Origin of the sequence: Yinghuangia sp. ASG 101 (assembly GCF_021165735.1) — a bacterium.
Classification (GTDB): Bacteria; Actinomycetota; Actinomycetes; order Streptomycetales; family Streptomycetaceae; genus Yinghuangia.
Genome location: NZ_CP088911.1, coordinates 5,033,722 through 5,051,006, shown reverse-complemented (window position 1 = coordinate 5,051,006; position 17,285 = coordinate 5,033,722). Strand labels below are relative to the sequence as shown.

At 72.9% G+C, this 17,285-nt stretch carries 15 protein-coding genes; 3 read left to right on the top strand and 12 right to left on the bottom strand.

Translation table 11 applies throughout. The features are described from left to right. Positions 1-2: 2 nt before the first annotated feature. The 9 genes from LO772_RS21745 to LO772_RS21705 all read right to left on the bottom strand — a co-directional run bounded on the left by LO772_RS21745 (position 3) and on the right by LO772_RS21705 (position 8,725). The gene (locus LO772_RS21745; RefSeq protein ID WP_231773708.1) at positions 3-773 is read right to left on the bottom strand and encodes an HNH endonuclease family protein; all 771 of its coding nucleotides are present in this window, start codon (positions 771-773) and stop codon (positions 3-5) included. Positions 774-824: 51 nt separating this feature from the next. Beyond that, complete coding sequence (locus tag LO772_RS21740) at positions 825-1,034, bottom strand: hypothetical protein (protein WP_231773707.1); 210 nt, start codon at positions 1,032-1,034, stop codon at positions 825-827. 146 nt (positions 1,035-1,180) lie between these two features. Beyond that, entirely contained in the window at positions 1,181-2,620 is a 1,440-nt protein-coding gene (gene ahcY / locus LO772_RS21735) for an adenosylhomocysteinase (RefSeq protein ID WP_231773706.1), read from the bottom strand. Between the two features lie 319 nt (positions 2,621-2,939). Then, on the bottom strand, positions 2,940-3,875 hold the full coding sequence (locus LO772_RS21730; protein ID WP_231773705.1) for a cation diffusion facilitator family transporter: 936 nt from the start codon (positions 3,873-3,875) through the stop codon (positions 2,940-2,942). A gap of 96 nt (positions 3,876-3,971) precedes the next feature. Beyond that, positions 3,972-5,183, bottom strand: coding sequence for a mannose-6-phosphate isomerase, class I (manA, locus tag LO772_RS21725; protein ID WP_231773704.1), 1,212 nt, complete (start codon positions 5,181-5,183; stop codon positions 3,972-3,974). Between the two features lie 2 nt (positions 5,184-5,185). Continuing rightward, positions 5,186-6,403 (bottom strand): SIS domain-containing protein, encoded by a 1,218-nt coding sequence (locus tag LO772_RS21720; protein ID WP_231773703.1) that lies wholly within the window; start codon positions 6,401-6,403, stop codon positions 5,186-5,188. After that, a complete protein-coding gene (locus tag LO772_RS21715; protein ID WP_231773702.1) occupies positions 6,400-6,618 on the bottom strand; it encodes a Trm112 family protein in 219 nt (72 codons plus the stop codon). Before LO772_RS21715 ends, LO772_RS21720 begins: the two co-directional genes overlap by 4 nt. Positions 6,619-6,803: 185 nt before the next feature. Continuing rightward, positions 6,804-8,150: a phosphomannomutase/phosphoglucomutase gene (locus LO772_RS21710; RefSeq protein ID WP_231773701.1), complete on the bottom strand. Its 1,347-nt coding sequence runs from the start codon at positions 8,148-8,150 to the stop codon at positions 6,804-6,806. Between the two features lie 194 nt (positions 8,151-8,344). Then, positions 8,345-8,725 carry a DUF3499 domain-containing protein gene (locus LO772_RS21705; RefSeq protein WP_443089296.1) on the bottom strand — a complete coding sequence of 127 codons (381 nt, stop codon included), beginning with the start codon at positions 8,723-8,725 and terminating at the stop codon, positions 8,345-8,347. A gap of 288 nt (positions 8,726-9,013) precedes the next feature. Between LO772_RS21705 and LO772_RS21700 the strand changes: the two genes are divergently transcribed. Beyond that, positions 9,014-9,379: a metallopeptidase family protein gene (locus LO772_RS21700; protein ID WP_231773700.1), complete on the top strand. Its 366-nt coding sequence runs from the start codon at positions 9,014-9,016 to the stop codon at positions 9,377-9,379. 34 nt (positions 9,380-9,413) lie between these two features. On the opposite strand, the gene LO772_RS21695 is transcribed toward LO772_RS21700, so the two are convergent. The 3 genes from LO772_RS21695 to LO772_RS21685 all read right to left on the bottom strand — a co-directional run bounded on the left by LO772_RS21695 (position 9,414) and on the right by LO772_RS21685 (position 15,255). Continuing rightward, a complete protein-coding gene (locus tag LO772_RS21695) occupies positions 9,414-10,865 on the bottom strand; it encodes a DUF5719 family protein (protein WP_231773699.1) in 1,452 nt (483 codons plus the stop codon). Then, positions 10,862-14,716: a glycosyltransferase gene (locus LO772_RS21690; RefSeq protein ID WP_231773698.1), complete on the bottom strand. Its 3,855-nt coding sequence runs from the start codon at positions 14,714-14,716 to the stop codon at positions 10,862-10,864. Before LO772_RS21690 ends, LO772_RS21695 begins: the two co-directional genes overlap by 4 nt. A 248-nt stretch (positions 14,717-14,964) precedes the next feature. Continuing rightward, positions 14,965-15,255, bottom strand: coding sequence for a WhiB family transcriptional regulator (locus tag LO772_RS21685; RefSeq protein WP_231773697.1), 291 nt, complete (start codon positions 15,253-15,255; stop codon positions 14,965-14,967). A gap of 944 nt (positions 15,256-16,199) precedes the next feature. Between LO772_RS21685 and LO772_RS21680 the strand changes: the two genes are divergently transcribed. Beyond that, on the top strand, positions 16,200-16,763 hold the full coding sequence (locus LO772_RS21680; RefSeq protein WP_231773696.1) for a cysteine dioxygenase: 564 nt from the start codon (positions 16,200-16,202) through the stop codon (positions 16,761-16,763). Positions 16,764-16,858: 95 nt separating this feature from the next. Beyond that, positions 16,859-17,218 (top strand): rhodanese-like domain-containing protein, encoded by a 360-nt coding sequence (locus LO772_RS21675; RefSeq protein WP_231779663.1) that lies wholly within the window; start codon positions 16,859-16,861, stop codon positions 17,216-17,218. The last annotated feature ends 67 nt before the right edge of the window (positions 17,219-17,285 follow it).

Genomic DNA, 17,285 nt, shown 5'->3' with positions numbered 1-17,285 from the left:
GGTCAGGCGCACTGCCGCAGCATCTCGGCCTTGTCGGCCTCGGTGACCGGCAGTTCGTATTTGAGGGACACCTGCGCATAACGCACGACGTACGCGCATCGGATCTGCTTGGCCGGGGGCAGCCAGGACGCCGGGGTCGCGTCGCGTTTGCCGTTGTTGGTGGGGCCGTCGACGGCGAGCAGGTTCAGCGGGTCGTTGGCCAACTGCACGCGTTTGTCGCGCGGCCAGTAGGCGGCGCCCATCTGCCAGGCGGCGCTGAGCGCGACGACGTGGTCTATTTGGACCTCGGTCGCGTCCTTCTTGCGGAAGGTCATCGACGTTCCGGTATAGGGGTCGACCAGGGTCATCGTGTCGACCACACACGTCGATCCCGACCGGAACCGCACGCCGGTGCCGTCGCGTCGCAGTATGTCGTCGCGCGTCCCGCAACCGTTGCCGCCGAACGGTACGGCGGTCGCGCTGTCGGTCCAGGCCGAGCCGAACTCGTCGCGGGCGTAGCCGGTCTTGGGCCCGCGCCCGGCGGTGCGCAGTTGGCCGATCAGCGCGCGGGCCTGGGCGCGGTCGGGGTCGGCGGTGACGGGCGCGAGACCGGGGAGCGTGCCGTCGGTGTTGGCCAGCGGACCGGTCCCGGAGGACGCGGCGGGCGGGGCCGCCGCCGTGGGGCCGCCGGACGCGGCGCTGTCACCGGTGTCGTCGAGTGCCGAACACGCGGTCGTCGTCAGTGCGGCGGTCGCCGCGAGCGCGGCGAGGCGCCGTCCCCATCCCCTGCCCATCGTTCCCGAGCCCCCTGGGTTGTCGGCCGGGCCGCCGTGCGGTGCCCGGTGTCACGGCGCCGTCGGGCCTTGCCCGGCGTCGGTCCGGGCGCGCCGTCGGACCGGTGCCGGCCGGGTGTCCACCGCCGTCGCCGTGCGGCGGAGGTGGGGGCCGGTGTTGCGGGGTGCGGTGTTCCAGTCGGCGGTGAGCGGCACCGGCTGGAGGCACTCCGCGAGTGCGGCGCATGCCTCGTACGCGGTGCGAAAGCCACGGAATCGCATCGGCCATCACGCCTTCCACCTGCGGAAAGAGCCCATCGAACCTTGTCAGATTCGACATATCGGCCCGGCCGCAAACCTGGCGGCGTGCCCCGGTGCGGGGCACGCCGCCGCACCGGCCGACGGGTGGGCCGTCGGCCGGCGGGGTGTCAGTAGCGGTAGTGGTCCGACTTGTACGGGCCCTCGACCGGCACGCCGATGTACGAGGCCTGGTCCTCCGTCAGCTCGGTCAGCTTGACGCCGAGCGCGTCGAGGTGCAGCCGGGCGACCTTCTCGTCCAGGTGCTTGGGCAGGATGTAGACGCCGACCGGGTACTCGGACGTCTTCGTGAACAGCTCGATCTGCGCGATCACCTGGTTGGTGAAGCTGTTCGACATCACGAAGCTGGGGTGGCCGGTGGCGTTGCCGAGATTCAGCAGGCGGCCCTCGGACAGCACGATGAGGACCTTGCCGTCGGGGAAGGTCCAGGTGTGGACCTGCGGCTTGACCTCGTCCTTCACGATGCCGGGGAGCTTCGCGAGGCCGGCCATGTCGATCTCGTTGTCGAAGTGGCCGATGTTGCCGACGATCGCCTGGTGCTTCATCTTCGCCATGTGCGACGCGAGGATGATGTCCTTGTTGCCGGTGGTGGTGACGAAGATGTCGGCCGTCTCGACGACGTCGTCGAGCGTGGTGACCTGGAAGCCGTCCATCGCCGCCTGGAGGGCGCAGATCGGGTCGATCTCGGTGATGATGACGCGCGCGCCCTGGCCGCGCAGCGACTCCGCGCAGCCCTTGCCGACGTCGCCGTAGCCGCAGACGACCGCGACCTTGCCGCCGATGAGGACGTCCGTCGCGCGGTTGATGCCGTCGACGAGGGAGTGGCGGCAGCCGTACTTGTTGTCGAACTTCGACTTCGTGACCGAGTCGTTGACGTTGATCGCCGGGAAGAGGAGCGTCCCGTTCTGGAACATCTCGTACAGCCGGTGCACGCCGGTGGTGGTCTCCTCGGTGACGCCCTTGATGTGCGGGGCCATCGCGGTCCACTTGTTGGGGTTCTCGGCGAGGTTGCGGCGCAGCAGGCCGAGGATGACGCCGTACTCCTCGGAGTCGTCCGGCCCGGTCTCGGGGACGGCTCCGGCCTTCTCGAACTCGACGCCCTTGTGGACGAGGAGGGTGGCGTCGCCGCCGTCGTCGAGGATCATGTTGGGGCCTTCGTGGCCCGGCCAGTTCAGCGCCTGCTCGGTGCACCACCAGTACTCTTCGAGCGTTTCGCCCTTCCAGGCGAACACCGGGACGCCCTGCGGGTCGTCGACGGTGCCGTTCGGGCCGACCGCGATCGCGGCGGCGGCGTGGTCCTGGGTGGAGAAGATGTTGCAGGAGACCCAGCGGACGTCGGCGCCGAGGGCGACGAGGGTCTCGATGAGGACGGCGGTCTGCACGGTCATGTGCAGCGAGCCCATGACGCGGGCTCCGGCCAGCGGGCGAGCCGCGGCGTACTCCTTGCGGATGGCCATGAGGCCCGGCATTTCGTGCTCGGCAAGCTCGATCTCCTTGCGGCCGAACGGCGCGAGCGAGAGATCGGCGACCTTGAAGTCGGTGAAAGCCATGTGGCGAGTCCTCCGCGGGACGTAGCTGTCGAGAGGGGGTGATGTGGTTCCGGGACGCGACGGATTCGGGTACGCGAGAACGCACACCACTCTCCGGCGCGGTCCAGTCGGAAGCCCTCTGCCCTCATACCGCTCTCCGGATCCGTTGTCCGTCTCCGGCGCGGTGCTGACTGCCGTCCGCAGCGACTGTGTTCCGCCTTGCCTGCCATGACGTTAGCACTGTTCCGACGAGCGTCCGGAGGTCGCTTTCGGCCCGGGTGCCCGCCGAGTCGCGCGGCGGGCGACGCCGCTCGCTCGAACCCGCGGACGGCGACTTGGCTCAGGAGGGTTCGGCGGTCCGGCGGGGTTCGCGGTAGATGTCGGGTTCCAGGTAGATGACCCGGGCGATCGGCACCGCGGTACGGACGCGTGCCTCGGCGCCGTCGACCGCCTCGGCGACCTCGGCGGCGGTGTCCCGGGCGTTGACCGCGATCTTGGCGGCCACCAGCAGTTCTTCGGGGCCGAGGTGAAGTGTGCGCATGTGGATGATGCGCTCGACGTCGTCGCCGTCGACCATGGCCGCCTCGATCGCCCGGATGGTGTCCAGGTCCGCGGCCTCGCCGAGGAGCAGGCTGCGGGTCTCCAGCGCGAGGACTATCGCGATGGCGACGAGCAGGATGCCGATGCACAGGGTGCCGATGCCGTCCCATACGGCTTCGTCGGTGATGACGGTCAGGCCGACGCCGAGGAGCGCGAGGACGAGGCCGACCAGCGCACCGAGGTCCTCCAGCAGCACGATCGGCAGCTCGGGCGACTTGGCGCGGCGCACGAACTGCGGCCACGACAGCCGGCCCCGGACCTCGTTCGACTCCTTGATCGCGGTGCGGAAGGAGAAGCCCTCCAGGCCGATCGCGAACACCAGGACGCCGACCGCCCAGTACCAGCTCTTGAGTTCGTGCGGGTGGGCGATCTTCTCGTAGCCCTCGTAGATCGCGAACATGCCGCCGAGCGAGAACAGCACGATCGAGACGAGGAAGCCGTAGATGTAGCGCTCGCGGCCGAAACCGAAGGGGTGCAGGGGCGTCGCCTCGCGCTGGGCGCGTTTGCCGCCGATCAGCAGCAGGACCTGGTTGCCGGAGTCGGCGAGGGAGTGCACGCCCTCGGCGAGCATCGACGAGGAGCGCGTGAACGCGAAGGCCACGAACTTCGCGACCGCGATGCCGAGATTGGCGAGCAACGCCGCGACAACCGCCTTGGTACCGCCACCCGCACTCATGCCTTACCGCCCTATCAAGCGAGATCTCTCGATCGATCATCCGGACTGAGCATCGCGGCGGTCATTGTGCCATCGGCGCCGGGTCGGCGCCGGGGGTCACCCCCGGCCGGGCACGGTCGCGCGGAACACGGTCGCTGTGCCGTGCAGGCCGGGCGGGGTGTCCTCGGCCGGGATGTACACCGACTGCCCGCGCAGCAGGGGGAGTTCGCCGCCGCCGGGATCGGTCAGGACCGCGGCGCCGTCGGTGCACAGGAGGATCTGCGGCGCACCGGTGCGCAGCGTACGGGCCGGTTCGCCGGCCAACTCGAAGCGCGAGAGCCGGAAGTCGGGGACCGGTGTGGGATAGACCTGTTCGCCGTCGTCGCCCTCGACGGGGTCGAGCACGTCGACCGGTCCCGCGCGGAACTCCAGGACGCGCAGCAGTTCGGCGGTGTCGATGTGCTTGTCGGTGAGGCCGCAGCGCAGCACGTTGTCGGAGTTGGCGAGGATCTCGACGAAGACGCCGCGCAGATACGAGTGGGGCAATCCCGCGGCGAAGTACACCGCCTGACCCCGCGTCAGGCGTACGTGGTTGAGCAGCAGCGCCGCGACCACGCCGGGGTCGGCCGGGTGGCGCCGGGCCAGGTCCGCGACGGCCGCACACGCCGCGGCGTACGACGCGTCCGCCGCCGCGACCCGCAGGCACGCCCTCGCGACCTCGCCGACCACGGTCGCGCGCCGGTGGTCGGGCAGCGTGAGCGCGTGGGTCATGGCGAGGCGCAGGCCTTCGGCCTCGGGCTCCTTGCGCAGGGCGTCGATGCACGTCTGCAGCTCGGGGACGGCGAGCAGGTCGAGCAGCCGGACCGTGTCGGCCACCTCGCGGAAGCCGCACAGGGCCTCCAAGTCGCTGAGCGCGCACGCGAGTTCCGGTTTGTGGCTGGCGTCGCGGTAGTTGCGGGCGCGGGCTCCGAGCGGGACGCCGCGGGCCTCCTCGTCGGCGAAGCCCTCCGCGGCCTGCGCCGGATTGGGGTGCACCTGGAGGGACAGCGGCTGCTCGGCGGCGAGCACCTTGAGCAGGAAGGGCAGGCGGGCGCCGAAGCGGGCCGCGGTCGCTGCGCCGAGTTCGTGTTCGGGAGCGTCGGCGATCACGTCGGCGAGTGAGCGCGGCCCGCGCCCGTCACCGCGGTCGACGCGGGAGGGGTCCCCGGGATGCGCGCCCATCCACAGCTCGGCCTGCGGCTCGCCGTTCGGCGGCACCCCGAGCAGGGCGGGGATCGCGGTCGTCGAGCCCCACGTGGACTTGCGGACCCGGTTGACGAGGCGGTCCATGGCTAGCCGACCCCGTCCCCGCCGCCGGGGTTCGGATCGGGTGCGCGGAAGGCGTCGGGCCCGTCGGTGCGGTGCCACCGGTCGAAGTCGTCGAAGCTGCCGACGGATCCGGTGTCGTGGCCCGTGGTGAGGGCGAGGTAGACGGCCGCGAAGTCGCCGAGCGCGACCACCTCGCCGAAACGCGCGAGCGGGTCGGGCCCTTCGGCGGTGATCTCGTTGAAGGGCAGCGCGAGGTCGACCGCGACGCGGCGCACCAGGTCGACCTGCCTGCGTATGCCGGGCTCGCTGTCGTCCACCAGCACGACGGGCCGCAGACGCATCGGTTCCGGTTCCTCGACGCGGTCGCGGAAGAAATCGTCGGAATCTCCCGACGCCCGGCCGAGGGATCCGTCGAACAGGTTGCCCGAGTCGACCGCCGCGTCCGGCAGCGTGCCGTGCAGGGCCGGAAGGCCCGCGACCGACGTCAGCGCGGCGGCGAACCGCGCCGCGGCGACGCCCATGATCGGGCCGGTGCCCCAGATGACCGGGACCGCGCCGGACAGGTCGAGGGCGAGGGACTTCGCGGGGTTGAGGTAGGTCTCGGCGGACGGCCGGCAGCGCAGCCCGACGGCGTCGAGCCGGTCCGCGAGGGCGTCGAACGACTCCCCCGGTCCGTACGATCCGACGCCGTACGAGCGCGCCAGGGCGAGCAGGCCGCCGAGCAGCGGCCAGAACGCGTCGCGGGCGGCGACGCGTTCGGGGGCGCCGACGGGAGCGGCGGGGGTGTGCAGCCGCAGCCCGCGCGCCTGCTCGGCGGCGGCGTCGAGCGACGACCCCTCCGGCGCGACGACGGCGACCCCGCATCCGCGCCGGTACGCCTGCCGGACCAGGGCGAGCAGCGCCCGCTCCTCGCCGCGCGGCCCGGCGAGCACCAGCAGGTCGAGCGGCCCGATCCAGCCCGGGAGTATGTCGCCGCTCACCTCGACGATCGGGACGGACGCTCCGGACGCGGTCAGCGCGTCCAGCGACGCGGTGACCGGGCCGCAGTGGGGGGCGACCGCGACGGCGATAATGCGCGGCCGGTCTCCGCGCGCGGCCGTGCCCAGCCCCGCCTCGGCGACCGCCCACGAGGCGCGGCGCACGTGCGCGCCGGCCCCCGCCAGCGTGAGGAGACACTGGCCGGTGTCCGCCCGGCCGAGCCCGTCGGCGTCGTCGAGCAGTGCCTCGTCGACGGGGATCATGCCGGGGCGCTCCCGGTGTCGCGGGAGCCGAGGTCGGGCGCGCCGGGGCGCCGCGCCTCGTCGGCCAGCAGGACGGGGATGTCGTCGCGGACCGGGTAGGCCAGGCCGCACGCGTCCGAAACGCACACGAGCTCGCCCGCGTCGGCGTCGGCGCGCAGCGGGGCGTGGCACACCGGGCACGCGAAGACCGCCAGGAGCGGGTTGTCGAGCTTCAAGGCTTTTCTCCACAGGGACGGCGCTGGGACAGGCGTGACGGCAGAGACGGCCGAATCGCCCGGGGAGGGCGGCCGGTCAACGTCACACCCTACTGACGGTCTACCCGCGGTTCCATCAGACCTCGTGCGCGGGACAGCCGCCGGCCCGGCGTACCGGCGAGGACGGCTCCGAGGCGCCCGGCGGGTCAGCCCCGGATCAGTGCCAGCACCGCGTCGCGGACGGCCGCCATGGTGGTGGCGTCCTTGGCCTCGACGTTCAGCCGGAGCAGGGGTTCGGTGTTGGAGGGGCGCAGGTTGAACCACCAGTCGTCGGCGGTGATGGTCATGCCGTCCATGTCGTCGACGACGATGCCCGGTTTGCCGGCGTACGCGGCACGGACCTTGGCCGTCGCGGCGGTCTGGTCGGTGACCTGGCTGTTGATCTCGCCGGACGCCACGTACCGCTCGTAGTCGCGGACCAGGCGTGAGAGCGGCCCGTCCTGGCCGCCGAGCGCGGCGAGCACGTGCATGGCGGCGAGCATGCCGGTGTCCGCGCGCCAGAAGTCGCGGAAGTAGTAGTGCGCCGAGTGCTCGCCGCCGAAGACCGCGTCGGTCGCGGCCATCTCCTGCTTGATGAAGGAGTGCCCGACGCGCGTGCAGACGGGGGTGCCGCCGTGCTCGCGGACGATCTCGGGGACGGCGGACGAGGTGATCAGGTTGTGGATGACCGTCGCGCCCGGGTGCTTCTCCAGTTCCCGGACGGCGACGAGCGCGGTGATCGCGGACGGCGAGACGGGGTCGCCGTTCTCGTCGACGACGAAGCAGCGGTCGGCGTCGCCGTCGAAGGCGAGCCCGATGTCGGCGCCGGTCTCGCGCACCTTGGCCTGGAGGTCGACGATGTTCTTCGGGTCGAGCGGGTTGGCCTCGTGGTTCGGGAAGGTGCCGTCCAGCTCGAAGTACATCGGGACGACGTCGAGCGGCAGCCCGGCGAGGACCGCGGGGACGGTGTGGCCGCCCATGCCGTTGCCGGCGTCGACCACGACCTTGAGGGGCCGCACCGCGCTGAGGTCGACGAGCGAGCGCAGGTACTCGGCGTATCCGGGCAGCACGTCGCGCTGGGTGATGGTGCCGGGCTTGCCGTCGCGGTCGGGGACGCCCTTCTCGGCGAGTTCGCGGATGGCGGCCAGGCCGGTGTCCTGGCCGACGGGCGAGGCCCCGGCACGGCACATCTTGATGCCGTTGTAGCGGGCCGGGTTGTGGCTCGCGGTGAACATCGCCCCGGGGAGGTCGAGGCTGCCGCTGGCGTAGTACAGCTCGTCGGTGGAGGCGAGACCGATCTCGGTGACGTCGGCGCCCTGGCTCGCGGCGCCTTCCGCGAAGGCCCGGGACAGGCCCGGGGAACTGGGGCGCATGTCGCGGCCGACGACGATCGCGTGGGCTTCGGTGACCCGGACGAACGCGGCACCCAGCGCATGGGCGGTGTCCGCGTCCCACTGGTCGGGGACCACGCCCCGGATGTCATAGGCCTTGACGATCTGCGAGAGGTCGCGCACCGGGGCTCCGCTTCGTTGTCCGCTTGTCCGCTGACGGCCCTTGGCAGGGCTGGGGCAACCCTATCGTCGGAGGCCGGGCGGCGTACCGATCGCGCGACGGGCGCCGGTGTGGCGGGAGAAGAGCGGCGACCGATCCGACCGGAAAGCGCGGTCGGGAACCGGTCGGGAACCGGCCCGAAAACGGGCGGGAACGGTCACGGGTCAGGGGACCTCAGGACACGAAGGTGCCCGCGGCGGCCGACATCGGACGGTCCCGAACGGTCGACCGCCTCGGAGGCCGCGGAGTGCCGGGGCTGCCGGGGCGGGCGCGCGGCCTCGCGCACGGCGTTGGCGAGTGCTTCCAGGTCGTCGCTGCTGGGCTTGCCCGCGGCCGGGTCGGGGGCGAGGCGTACGACGTCCCACCCGCGCGGGGCGGTCAGGCGCTCGGAATGCTCCGCGCACAGGTCGTAGCAGTGCGGTTCCGCGTACGTCGCGAGGGGCCCGAGCACCGCGGTGGAGTCCGCGTAGACGTACGTCAGCGTCGCGACCGCAGGGCGACCGCATGCAGTCCGCGAACAGCGACGTACAGGGCTCACGGGGATGGACGGTACCGCACCGGGGGCAGCGACGGGTCACTTACGCCCCACCTCGTGGGCACGTGTCGTCGCCAAGGGTGCGTTTTCGGCCTCTCACCTGGCACTTTCGGCACTCGACCGACACGTGGCCGCCGTCCGGCCGCCCTCGGCCGACACCCGGCGGCGGGCCTCGGTGGGGCGGCGTGCGGAGCCCCTATGCTCGGTGGCGTGCACAGTGAGCACCCGGCGGGCCCGTCCCGCAACGATCGTCCACCGCGGCGGCGGCGACGCGACCGGCACGGCCGGGGCATGCGCGGGCCGCTGGCGCCGCGTCCCGTCCCGATCGCGTTGACGCGGGCCGAGAAGTTCGACGACCTCGCCTCCGACTCGGTCGAGCGCCTCACCAAGCGCTGGCCGGAGCTGGAGCGCGTGCGGTTCGCGGTGCTGGACGTGCCCGAGGCCGAGACGGAGCTGCTGGCCGACGAGCCGGTGGCGCTGGGGCGCATGGTGCCCGCGACGGCCACCGACGCCGCGATGATCATCCTGTACCGGCGTCCGCTGGAACTGCGCGCGGAGAGCCGCAGCGAGCTGGAGATGCTGGTGCACGACATCCTCGTGGAGCAGGTCGCGGATCTGCTGGGCCTCGATCCGGAGACGGTCGACCCCGACGAGTGACCGGCCGTGTCCCGGCCACGCGTCGGGGCGCGGGTCAGTCCTTGGTCGGCACCATGATCGCGATGTCGCCGCGCACGCCGGGCAGGGCCACCGTCTCGTGCGCCGGGGTCAGCCCCTGGATGGTGAACATCGGTGTCTTGTCGGCCTGTTCGTTGATCATGCGGGCGGCGTGCACCGGCGCCGAGCCGGGAATCGGCTCCGCGATCAGCGCGAACTTCGCGGCGTTGGGCGGAACCGGCGCCTGCACGGCGACCGTGGTGCCGCCCGGCACGTCGATCTCGGCGGTCGCGGGCGCGGCGCCGTCCGTGGTGGTGAGGCGCACCCGCCCGTCCTCCGCGGGAGCCGTCAGGTAGACCGTGGTGGAGAGCGCCCCGCCCGCCCGGTTGTCGGCCAGGATCGCGCGGCCGGTCAGCTCGGGCGTGGGGGCGAGGTACGCGACGTCGGTCGCGTCACCGGTGCCGCGGGTCACGCGGACGCCGGCGAGGATGTCCGCACGGGCGGCGGTGAGCTTGATGGCGGACGCCTCGCCCTTGGTCACCGCGCCGAGGTCGACCTCGACGACCTTGCCGCGCCCGACGTTGACGGACTCGAATCCCGCGGGCTTGAACGTGCTCGCCTTGCCGGCCACCTCGATGCCGACCTCGGTGTCGGTGTCGCTCGTCCCGACGAGCACGAGACGGGCGTTCGTGACGTCCTCCGGCACGCCGGGAACGACGAACGAACGGCCGGGCCGGCCCGCCTCCGGCAGCCAGTCGGTGCCGGCGGTCCCCTGCTGGTCGCGGACGTCGGCGGCGATGCGGCCCGAGCGGGCCAACACGTGCACGGCGGCGACCGGGAGGTCCGGCTTGAGGGTCTTGAGCAGGATGTTCTGCGACTCCCCGGGGGCGAACGTCATGCTGTGCACGCCCTCGGTCTGCACCTCGCCGTCCGGCCCGTACAACTCGACGTCGATCTGCGCGGCGACGCGGGTGTTGTTGCTGAGGTAGAGGTACGCATCGCGGTTCTGCGCGGTCGACGTCCCCACGAACCAGTGCTCGGTGTCGGGCTCGCGGCAGAGCGTCCCGGACAGGCCGCGCGCCGCGCCCAGCGGCACCTTCGTGGTGACCTGGGCCGCGAAACCGGGGGCGAACGCGTCGGTCGCCTCCCAGTCGAGCGCGGGGACCTCGGCCTCGGTGGCCTCCGCGCCGCCGGGACGGCCGGGTGCCTCGATGGTGCCCCGGGTCTTGGCGGCGTCCGCGACCTCGGTCAGTACGGCGGTGCCGCCGGACACGGCGGCGTTCTCGGGAGCGAACCCGGAGTAGACCGTGGTGCCGCCCTGGCCGCCGCGGACCTGCGGGCAGACGGCCTCGGCACGCTGGACCGGCACCTGCTGGGGCGGCGCCGACTCGGTGGCGTGGCTCGACGAGGGGCGCGTCAGGGTCGCGGCGCCGACGATGAGCGCGAGTACGGCGACCGCGACGACGAGGGACAAGGTGGTGCGCTTCACCGGTTGCCTCCGGGGCGGGGCGGCTGCTGCGGGGGCGGGGGCCAGGAGTCGTCGCCGGGTCGCGGGACGTGCGCCGAGGCGTCACCGCCGTCCGGATACGGGCCGGCGTTCGGGTCGTACGCCGTGCCGCCCTGCGGGGGGTAGCCGGGGTCGGCGTAGCCGGAGCCGTCGTAGCCGCCCTGGTCGTAGCCGTTCTGGTCGTAGCCGTTCTGGTCGTATCCGCCGTGCGGGTAGGGGTCGTAGCCCTCCTGCGGCGTGCCCGGGTACGCGCCCTGGTCGGCGCCGGGCGCCGGGTAGCCCTGCGCCTCGTAGCCGCCCGGTGCGTACGCCGGCTCGCCGTAGCCGCCCATCGGTTGCTCGGTGCCCGGGGGCGGGGTGTCGTAGTCGGTGCGCAACGCGCCCTCGCGGGGCCGGAATCCGCGCGCGTACTGCCCGAGGTCGTCCCAATCGTCCGGCGGAGGCGCGGAGTTCGGCTCGGTGCCGGGCGCGGAGGCCGGTTGGGCGGGGACGAACAGCGAGCCGGTCGAGTCGTCCGTCGCGGTCGGCTCCGCCGATTCGCCCGCCTCGGCGGCCTCGGCCGCCTGGACCCGCCGGGCGCGGCGGCTGCCGGGCACGATGGGCGCGGCCGACGCGGCACTCGTCCCGGCCGCCTCGGGCAGGTCGTCGTCGTTGCCGCGGCGTCGCGCGGGCAGGGCGAGGACGACCACGACGAGCAGGACGACGCCTTCCGCGACCAGCCACATGCCGCGGCTGCCGCCCTCATACGTGATCTTCAGGTGGCCGCCCTGGGCGGGCAGCGTGAACGCCTGCCCCCAGCCTTCCGCGTCGCGGCGGGGCAGCGGCCGTCCGTCGAGGGTGGCCTTCCAGCCCGAGTCGCGCGCCTCGGCGAGCCGCAGCACGCGGTCGCCCGATCCCGGGTCGATGCGTGCGGAGACCTCGTCGGTGCCCGAGGTGACCGGGACGATCTTGCCGTCGGACTCGATGGTGACGCGGGCGTTGACGCCTTCGACCTGCCACAGCATGGTGCCGTTCTCGGCCGACTTGCGCAGCAGGCCCGGTGTCCCGTCGAGCCGCGTGGTCAGCGCGGCGTCGGCGGGCGGCTGCAGCAGGATGTAGCGGATCGCGTAGGCGGACAGGCCGTCGGTGTCGGCGCTGCCCGTCCCGGACAGGAACGCCGCGACGTAGTCCTCCAGGCCCTTGTTGGCGGCGGCGTCCGGGGCCGTGTCGGCGTCGCCGAGGTACAGCCCCTCGCCGCGGACCAGCGCCATCGTGACCGCGCCCGCCGCGTCGGTGCGCAGCACGAGCGTGCGGGCCCGGTCGGAGCCGGAGTTGTCGGACGCGATGAACGCCGGGAGATACGGGCCGCCCTTGCGGTCGAGCGGACCGGAGACGCCCTGCCACAGCCACGCGCCGGCCGCGGCGACGGGGGCCAGCGCGGCGATGACGGCGACCACGACGGCGGCGGGCTGCCGCCAGCCGAAGCTGCTGGCGGCGACGCGGGTGCGCGCGTCCTCGGCGCCGACCATGGCGGCGGCGACGTACCCGAGCCCGACGGCGATGGTCGCCACTCCGGGCCACGCGGCGACGGTGCCGGTGCCGGCCTCGGGTGTGACGTCGAGTCGGCTGACCACGACGGCGACGACCAGGCCGACGACGGCGACGGCCCACGCGGTGAGCACCGCGCGGCGCCGCGAGTCGCGCAGCAGCGCGGCGATCGCGGCGAGCAGGACGCCCACACCGATCACCGCGGGGATCGTCCCGGGGCCGCCCGGGTCGAGAAGGAGGAGGCCGACGGGGCTGGTGCCGCGCTCGGCGAGCCCGTCGGAGGCGAGGCCTGGTTCGAGGAACAGCCGGTCGCCGCTGAGGATTTCGGGTGTCCACGGCATCAGCAGCACGAGCGGGACGCCGAGCGCGATGCCGACGCGCAGCACGAGGCGGGCGCCGAGGTTGCCGGCGAAGTACGCGGCGGGGACGGCCGCGGCGCCGAGCACGGCCGCGATGACCCAGGTCAGCGGGACGAACGCGGTCGCGATGCCGAGGAGGAGCCCGGTGGCCCAGGCGGCGCGCCAGGACGCGGTGAGGCCGCCGAACCCGACGGCCTGGACCGCGCAGCGCGCGATCATCGGGGCGAGCACGAGCACCACGGCCGTGCCGATGCGTCCGGCGGCGATCGCCCCCGTCGCGACGGGCATGAGCGCGTACACGGCCGCACCCCACGCGCGGACCGCCGGGTTGGGGACGAGCTTGCGCGCGCACAGGTAGGCGGTGAGGCCGGCCAGCGGGACGCTGCCGATGAGCAGCACGCTGACGGCCGTCGAGGCGCTGCCGAAGAGCACGACGCCGAGCGCCGCCACGAGCGCGAGGTAGGGGGGCGCGGTGGTGTCGCCGCCGAGGCCCACTCCGTGCCAGGTCTCGGTGAAGCGCCCCCACAGGTCGCCCGCGGAGTCGGGGGCGGGCAGCAGCGCGCCGCCCATGAGGCGTCCGCCGACGAGCACGTCGCGGGCGGCGATCAGCGTGACGAGCAGCAGGAGCACGCTCATCGCGACACCGGGCCGCTGTGCGACGGCGCGCAGCCGGGCGAAGTTCTCGATCTGGAGGTCTTCGGCTTCCTCGGAGGTGGGGCCGCTCTCCAGGACACTGTGCCGGCTGCGGCGGCCTCCTTCGGGCTCGACGCGGCGGCTGATGCTGCCGACGAGTTGGTCGAAGGCCTGCCGCACGCTGGCCCCGCGCGGCGGGAACAGGTCGCGGAAGTCGGCGTCGTCGGTGGTGCGCGTGCGGCTTCGCGCCCGTCTTCCGGAGATGACGCGGTGGGGGCGCGCGAGGACGGAGAAGACGCCGGTGAACTCGTCGAGCGCCATGCGGGGCAGCTTGCCGACGAGGTAGCCGATCGCGCGGACCAAAGTGCCGAAGAACAGCCGCAGCCACACCAGCGGGAGGCTCTTGCCGGGGGCGTTGGCCAGCAGCGTGTACGCGGCGCCGGCGCGGTCGACGCGGTGCGGGTGGTCCGGGGCGCAGTCGATGGGGCGGCGTTCGCGCGTGGCCGCTTCGGCGTGCTGCACGACCGCGTCCGGGACGACGACGACGCGGTGCCCGGCGGCGTTGACGCGCCAGCCGAAGTCGGTGTCGTCGCGGCTGAAGGGCAGGTTGTGGTCGAAACCGCCGAGGTGTTCCCAGACGTCGCGCCGCACGAGCATGCCGGGGCTGCCGACGGACAGGACGCCGCGTATCGCGTCGTGTTGCCCCTGGTCCTGCTCGCGGCGTTCGAGGCCGGTCCAGCGACGGCCGCTGCGGGCGATCGTGGTGCCGACTTCGAGGAGTTGGCGGCGGTCGTACCAGCTGCGGACCTTGGGTCCGAGGACGGCGGCGGACGGCAGTTCGTCGGCGGCGTGCAGCAGCAGCCGCAGCGCGTCGGGCGCGGGCTCGCTGTCGTCGTGCAGCAGCCAGAACCACTCGACGAGTTCCGTCGAGCGCGGGCCGGGGGCATGGCCGTCGTCGTCGCCGAAGGGGTCCGGCGCGGGGGTGTAGCCGTCGATGGCGTACGGAAGGGACGCGGCGTCCGTGACGGGGACGGTGTCGACGGCGTCGGCGACGGCATCGCCGAAGGAGGTGCGGCGGGCGGCGTGGACGACCGAGCCGGGACCGATGGCGTCCTCGAGCAACTGAGGCGTGTTGTCGGTGCTGCCGGTGTCGACGGCGACGACCCGCTGCACGGGCCTTTCCTGGCCGAGCAGTGCGGCCAGCGTACGAGGCAGCCACCGGGCGCCGTCGTGGGCGACGACGATCGCGGTGACGACGTGTCTGGGGTACGCCGGCGCGTGCGCGTAGGCCGACTGTTGCGTGAAAGATGGCATCAGGGCTAAGGACCCCGGGGGGCTCGGGAGCGACGGCGGAGATCATCCAGCACCCGGCTGGACGGCCCCACACTACGCGACCGCGGGCCTGGCGCCGGGGCGGTCCGTGATGCCGGCCCGGGTTCGGCAGGTGGCCCGGGCCTGTCGGGCGCCGCGTCGGCGGCGTATCCGATGGTGTGTCAGGTTGTCGGCGGAGAACGGCGTTTGGGGTGGGAACCCGGGGCCCTCGCGGGCCGCCGCTCCGGGTCTCAGACCACGCGCTTCTTCAGGCGGCGGCGCTCACGCTCGGACAATCCGCCCCAGATTCCGAAGCGTTCGTCGTTGGCCAGGGCGTACTCGAGGCATTCGTCGCGGACTTCGCAGGAGAAGCAGACCTTCTTTGCCTCTCGGGTCGAACCGCCCTTTTCCGGAAAGAAGGACTCGGGGTCGGTCTGGGCGCACAGCGCGCGCTCCTGCCAGCTGAGTTCCTCCTCTCCTTCGATGACGCCCTCCATGGCGTCGGCGTCGTCCTCGACCAGCAGCTGCAACAGCTCGCCCATCGTCTGCCTCCTCGACCCGTTTTACATCCCCGTTATTTATCCGTGACCAGTAATGGTCACAGCATCTGTGAAATTACAAGCGCGTCATTACTGTCCCGTCAAGCCAAGCTCTGCTATTGGGACTTGGATTCACCCGCCGGGAGCACACCATCGCGCGAGTTGGAAGGTATCCCAACAAACTCGGACATATCAATCAACCCTCGTGCCCCATATGGCGGGTGACCCTCGGCCCGGGCCGCAACGGCATCATCCGGTCCAACCCGCCCGATGCCGACTCGTAATGGACCTACGTGCCGGATGCTCGCCAGGGTTCCCGGCTCAGCGCGAAAATCCCACGGGAATGACCGACATCACAGGTCACACACGCCGGGGCGGACTCGCCAGGCGACATGTCACGAAATCACTCCCCTGGCCCCCGTCTTTCGAACCTCTCCCCGCTTTCGCATCACCCGTTCCGGCGAAGGACACGTCTGCCCTCACTCGGTCGACCCATGCCCGAGTTGACAGACGGGCCCGATTGCGGGTGTCCTTTTCGACATGCCAGCACACCGCATGCCGCTCCGGAGTCGCCCCGCCGACATCCGTGAGGCCGACGCTGCGCTGTGTTGCCGCTGCCGCAGCCGTCGCAGCTGTCAAAGCTGTCCGGGTTGCCGCTGTCTGCCGTGTTGAGAGCGCCGACCACGCGTCGGCACCGCCTCGGCTGAGGCCGGCTTCCCCGCTCCCTCCCGCGCACGCGGGCTCCGGGGGCGAGGCACCTCCGGCCCACCTCCCCGGCGCGAATCCGCGGTGACGTCCCCGGCCCTACGCCGACCGCCCCCGCGCCGCTCGCACCCGGCAGACCTCTCCCGCACCCCCGCACGACAGTCTCGTGCGGCCCCGGTCTCCGTCCGAACCCGTCGACGGGCCCGCCCGTCACACCAGCAGCTTCCGAGGACCTTCCGCGCATGTCCAGTGACATCACGGTCGCCGGCGACCCGCTCGCCGCACCCCCGCATCTGGCCGTCCAGCCGGCCCCCGTCACCACCGTGACGGTCGCCCGGCTCGCCGCTCTCGCCGCGAGGCACGCCGCCGAGGTCGCGGCCTCGCTCGACACCGTCCGGTACGACCCGGTGTCCCGCTGGTACCGGCTCCTGCACTCCGCCGACGACCACGAGGTCTGGCTGCTGAGCTGGCTCCCGGGCCAGGGCACCGGGCTGCACGACCACGGCGGTTCGTCCGGCGTCTTCACCGTCGTCTCCGGCGAACTCCACGAACTCTCGCTCGTCGTCTCGCCGTTGCGCCGGGCCGGAGCCCGCGAGCGGGTGCTCGGCGCGGGCACCACGCGCGCGTTCGGCGCCACCTACGTGCACGAGGTCACCAACATGGGCACCGAGCCCGCGGTGAGCGTGCACGTGTACGCGCCGCGCCTGACGACGATGAACATGTACGACCACACCGGGGCCCAGGACCGCCCCGACGAGGTCCCGCTGCCGCACCTGCGGGTGGAGCGTTCCGGGGAGCACTGGTGAGCGGGGCGGCCGGCCGCGGGACGGAAGACGGACACGGCGGCATACCGGTGCACCCCGCCGCGCCGGGAGCGGCGCGGACGACGAGCGTGGACCGGATGCTGGCGTCCGCGCGGTCGCGCCTCATCCGCATCACACCGCAAGAGGCCTTCGCCGAGGCCGCCGCCGGAGCCGTGCTCGTCGACACCCGGAACGCGGGCCAGCGCGCGGCGGACGGCCTCATCCCGGGGGCCCTGATCGTCGAGCGCAACCACCTGGAATGGCGGTTCGACCCCGAAGGCGACGCCCGGCTGCCGGAGGCCACCGGTTTCGACGCACGCGTCATCGTGCTGTGCGACGAGGGCTACGCGTCCAGCCTCGCCGCCGTGTCGCTGCTCGACCTCGGGCTCGTCCGGGCGACGGACGTGATCGGCGGCTTCCAGGCGTGGCGGGCCGCGGGGCTGCCGGTCGACACGTGAGGTCCCCGGGCGGCATCCGGAAGCAATCCGTCCGCCCCACCGGGCCTCCGGGCGCCGCGTGCCTGCG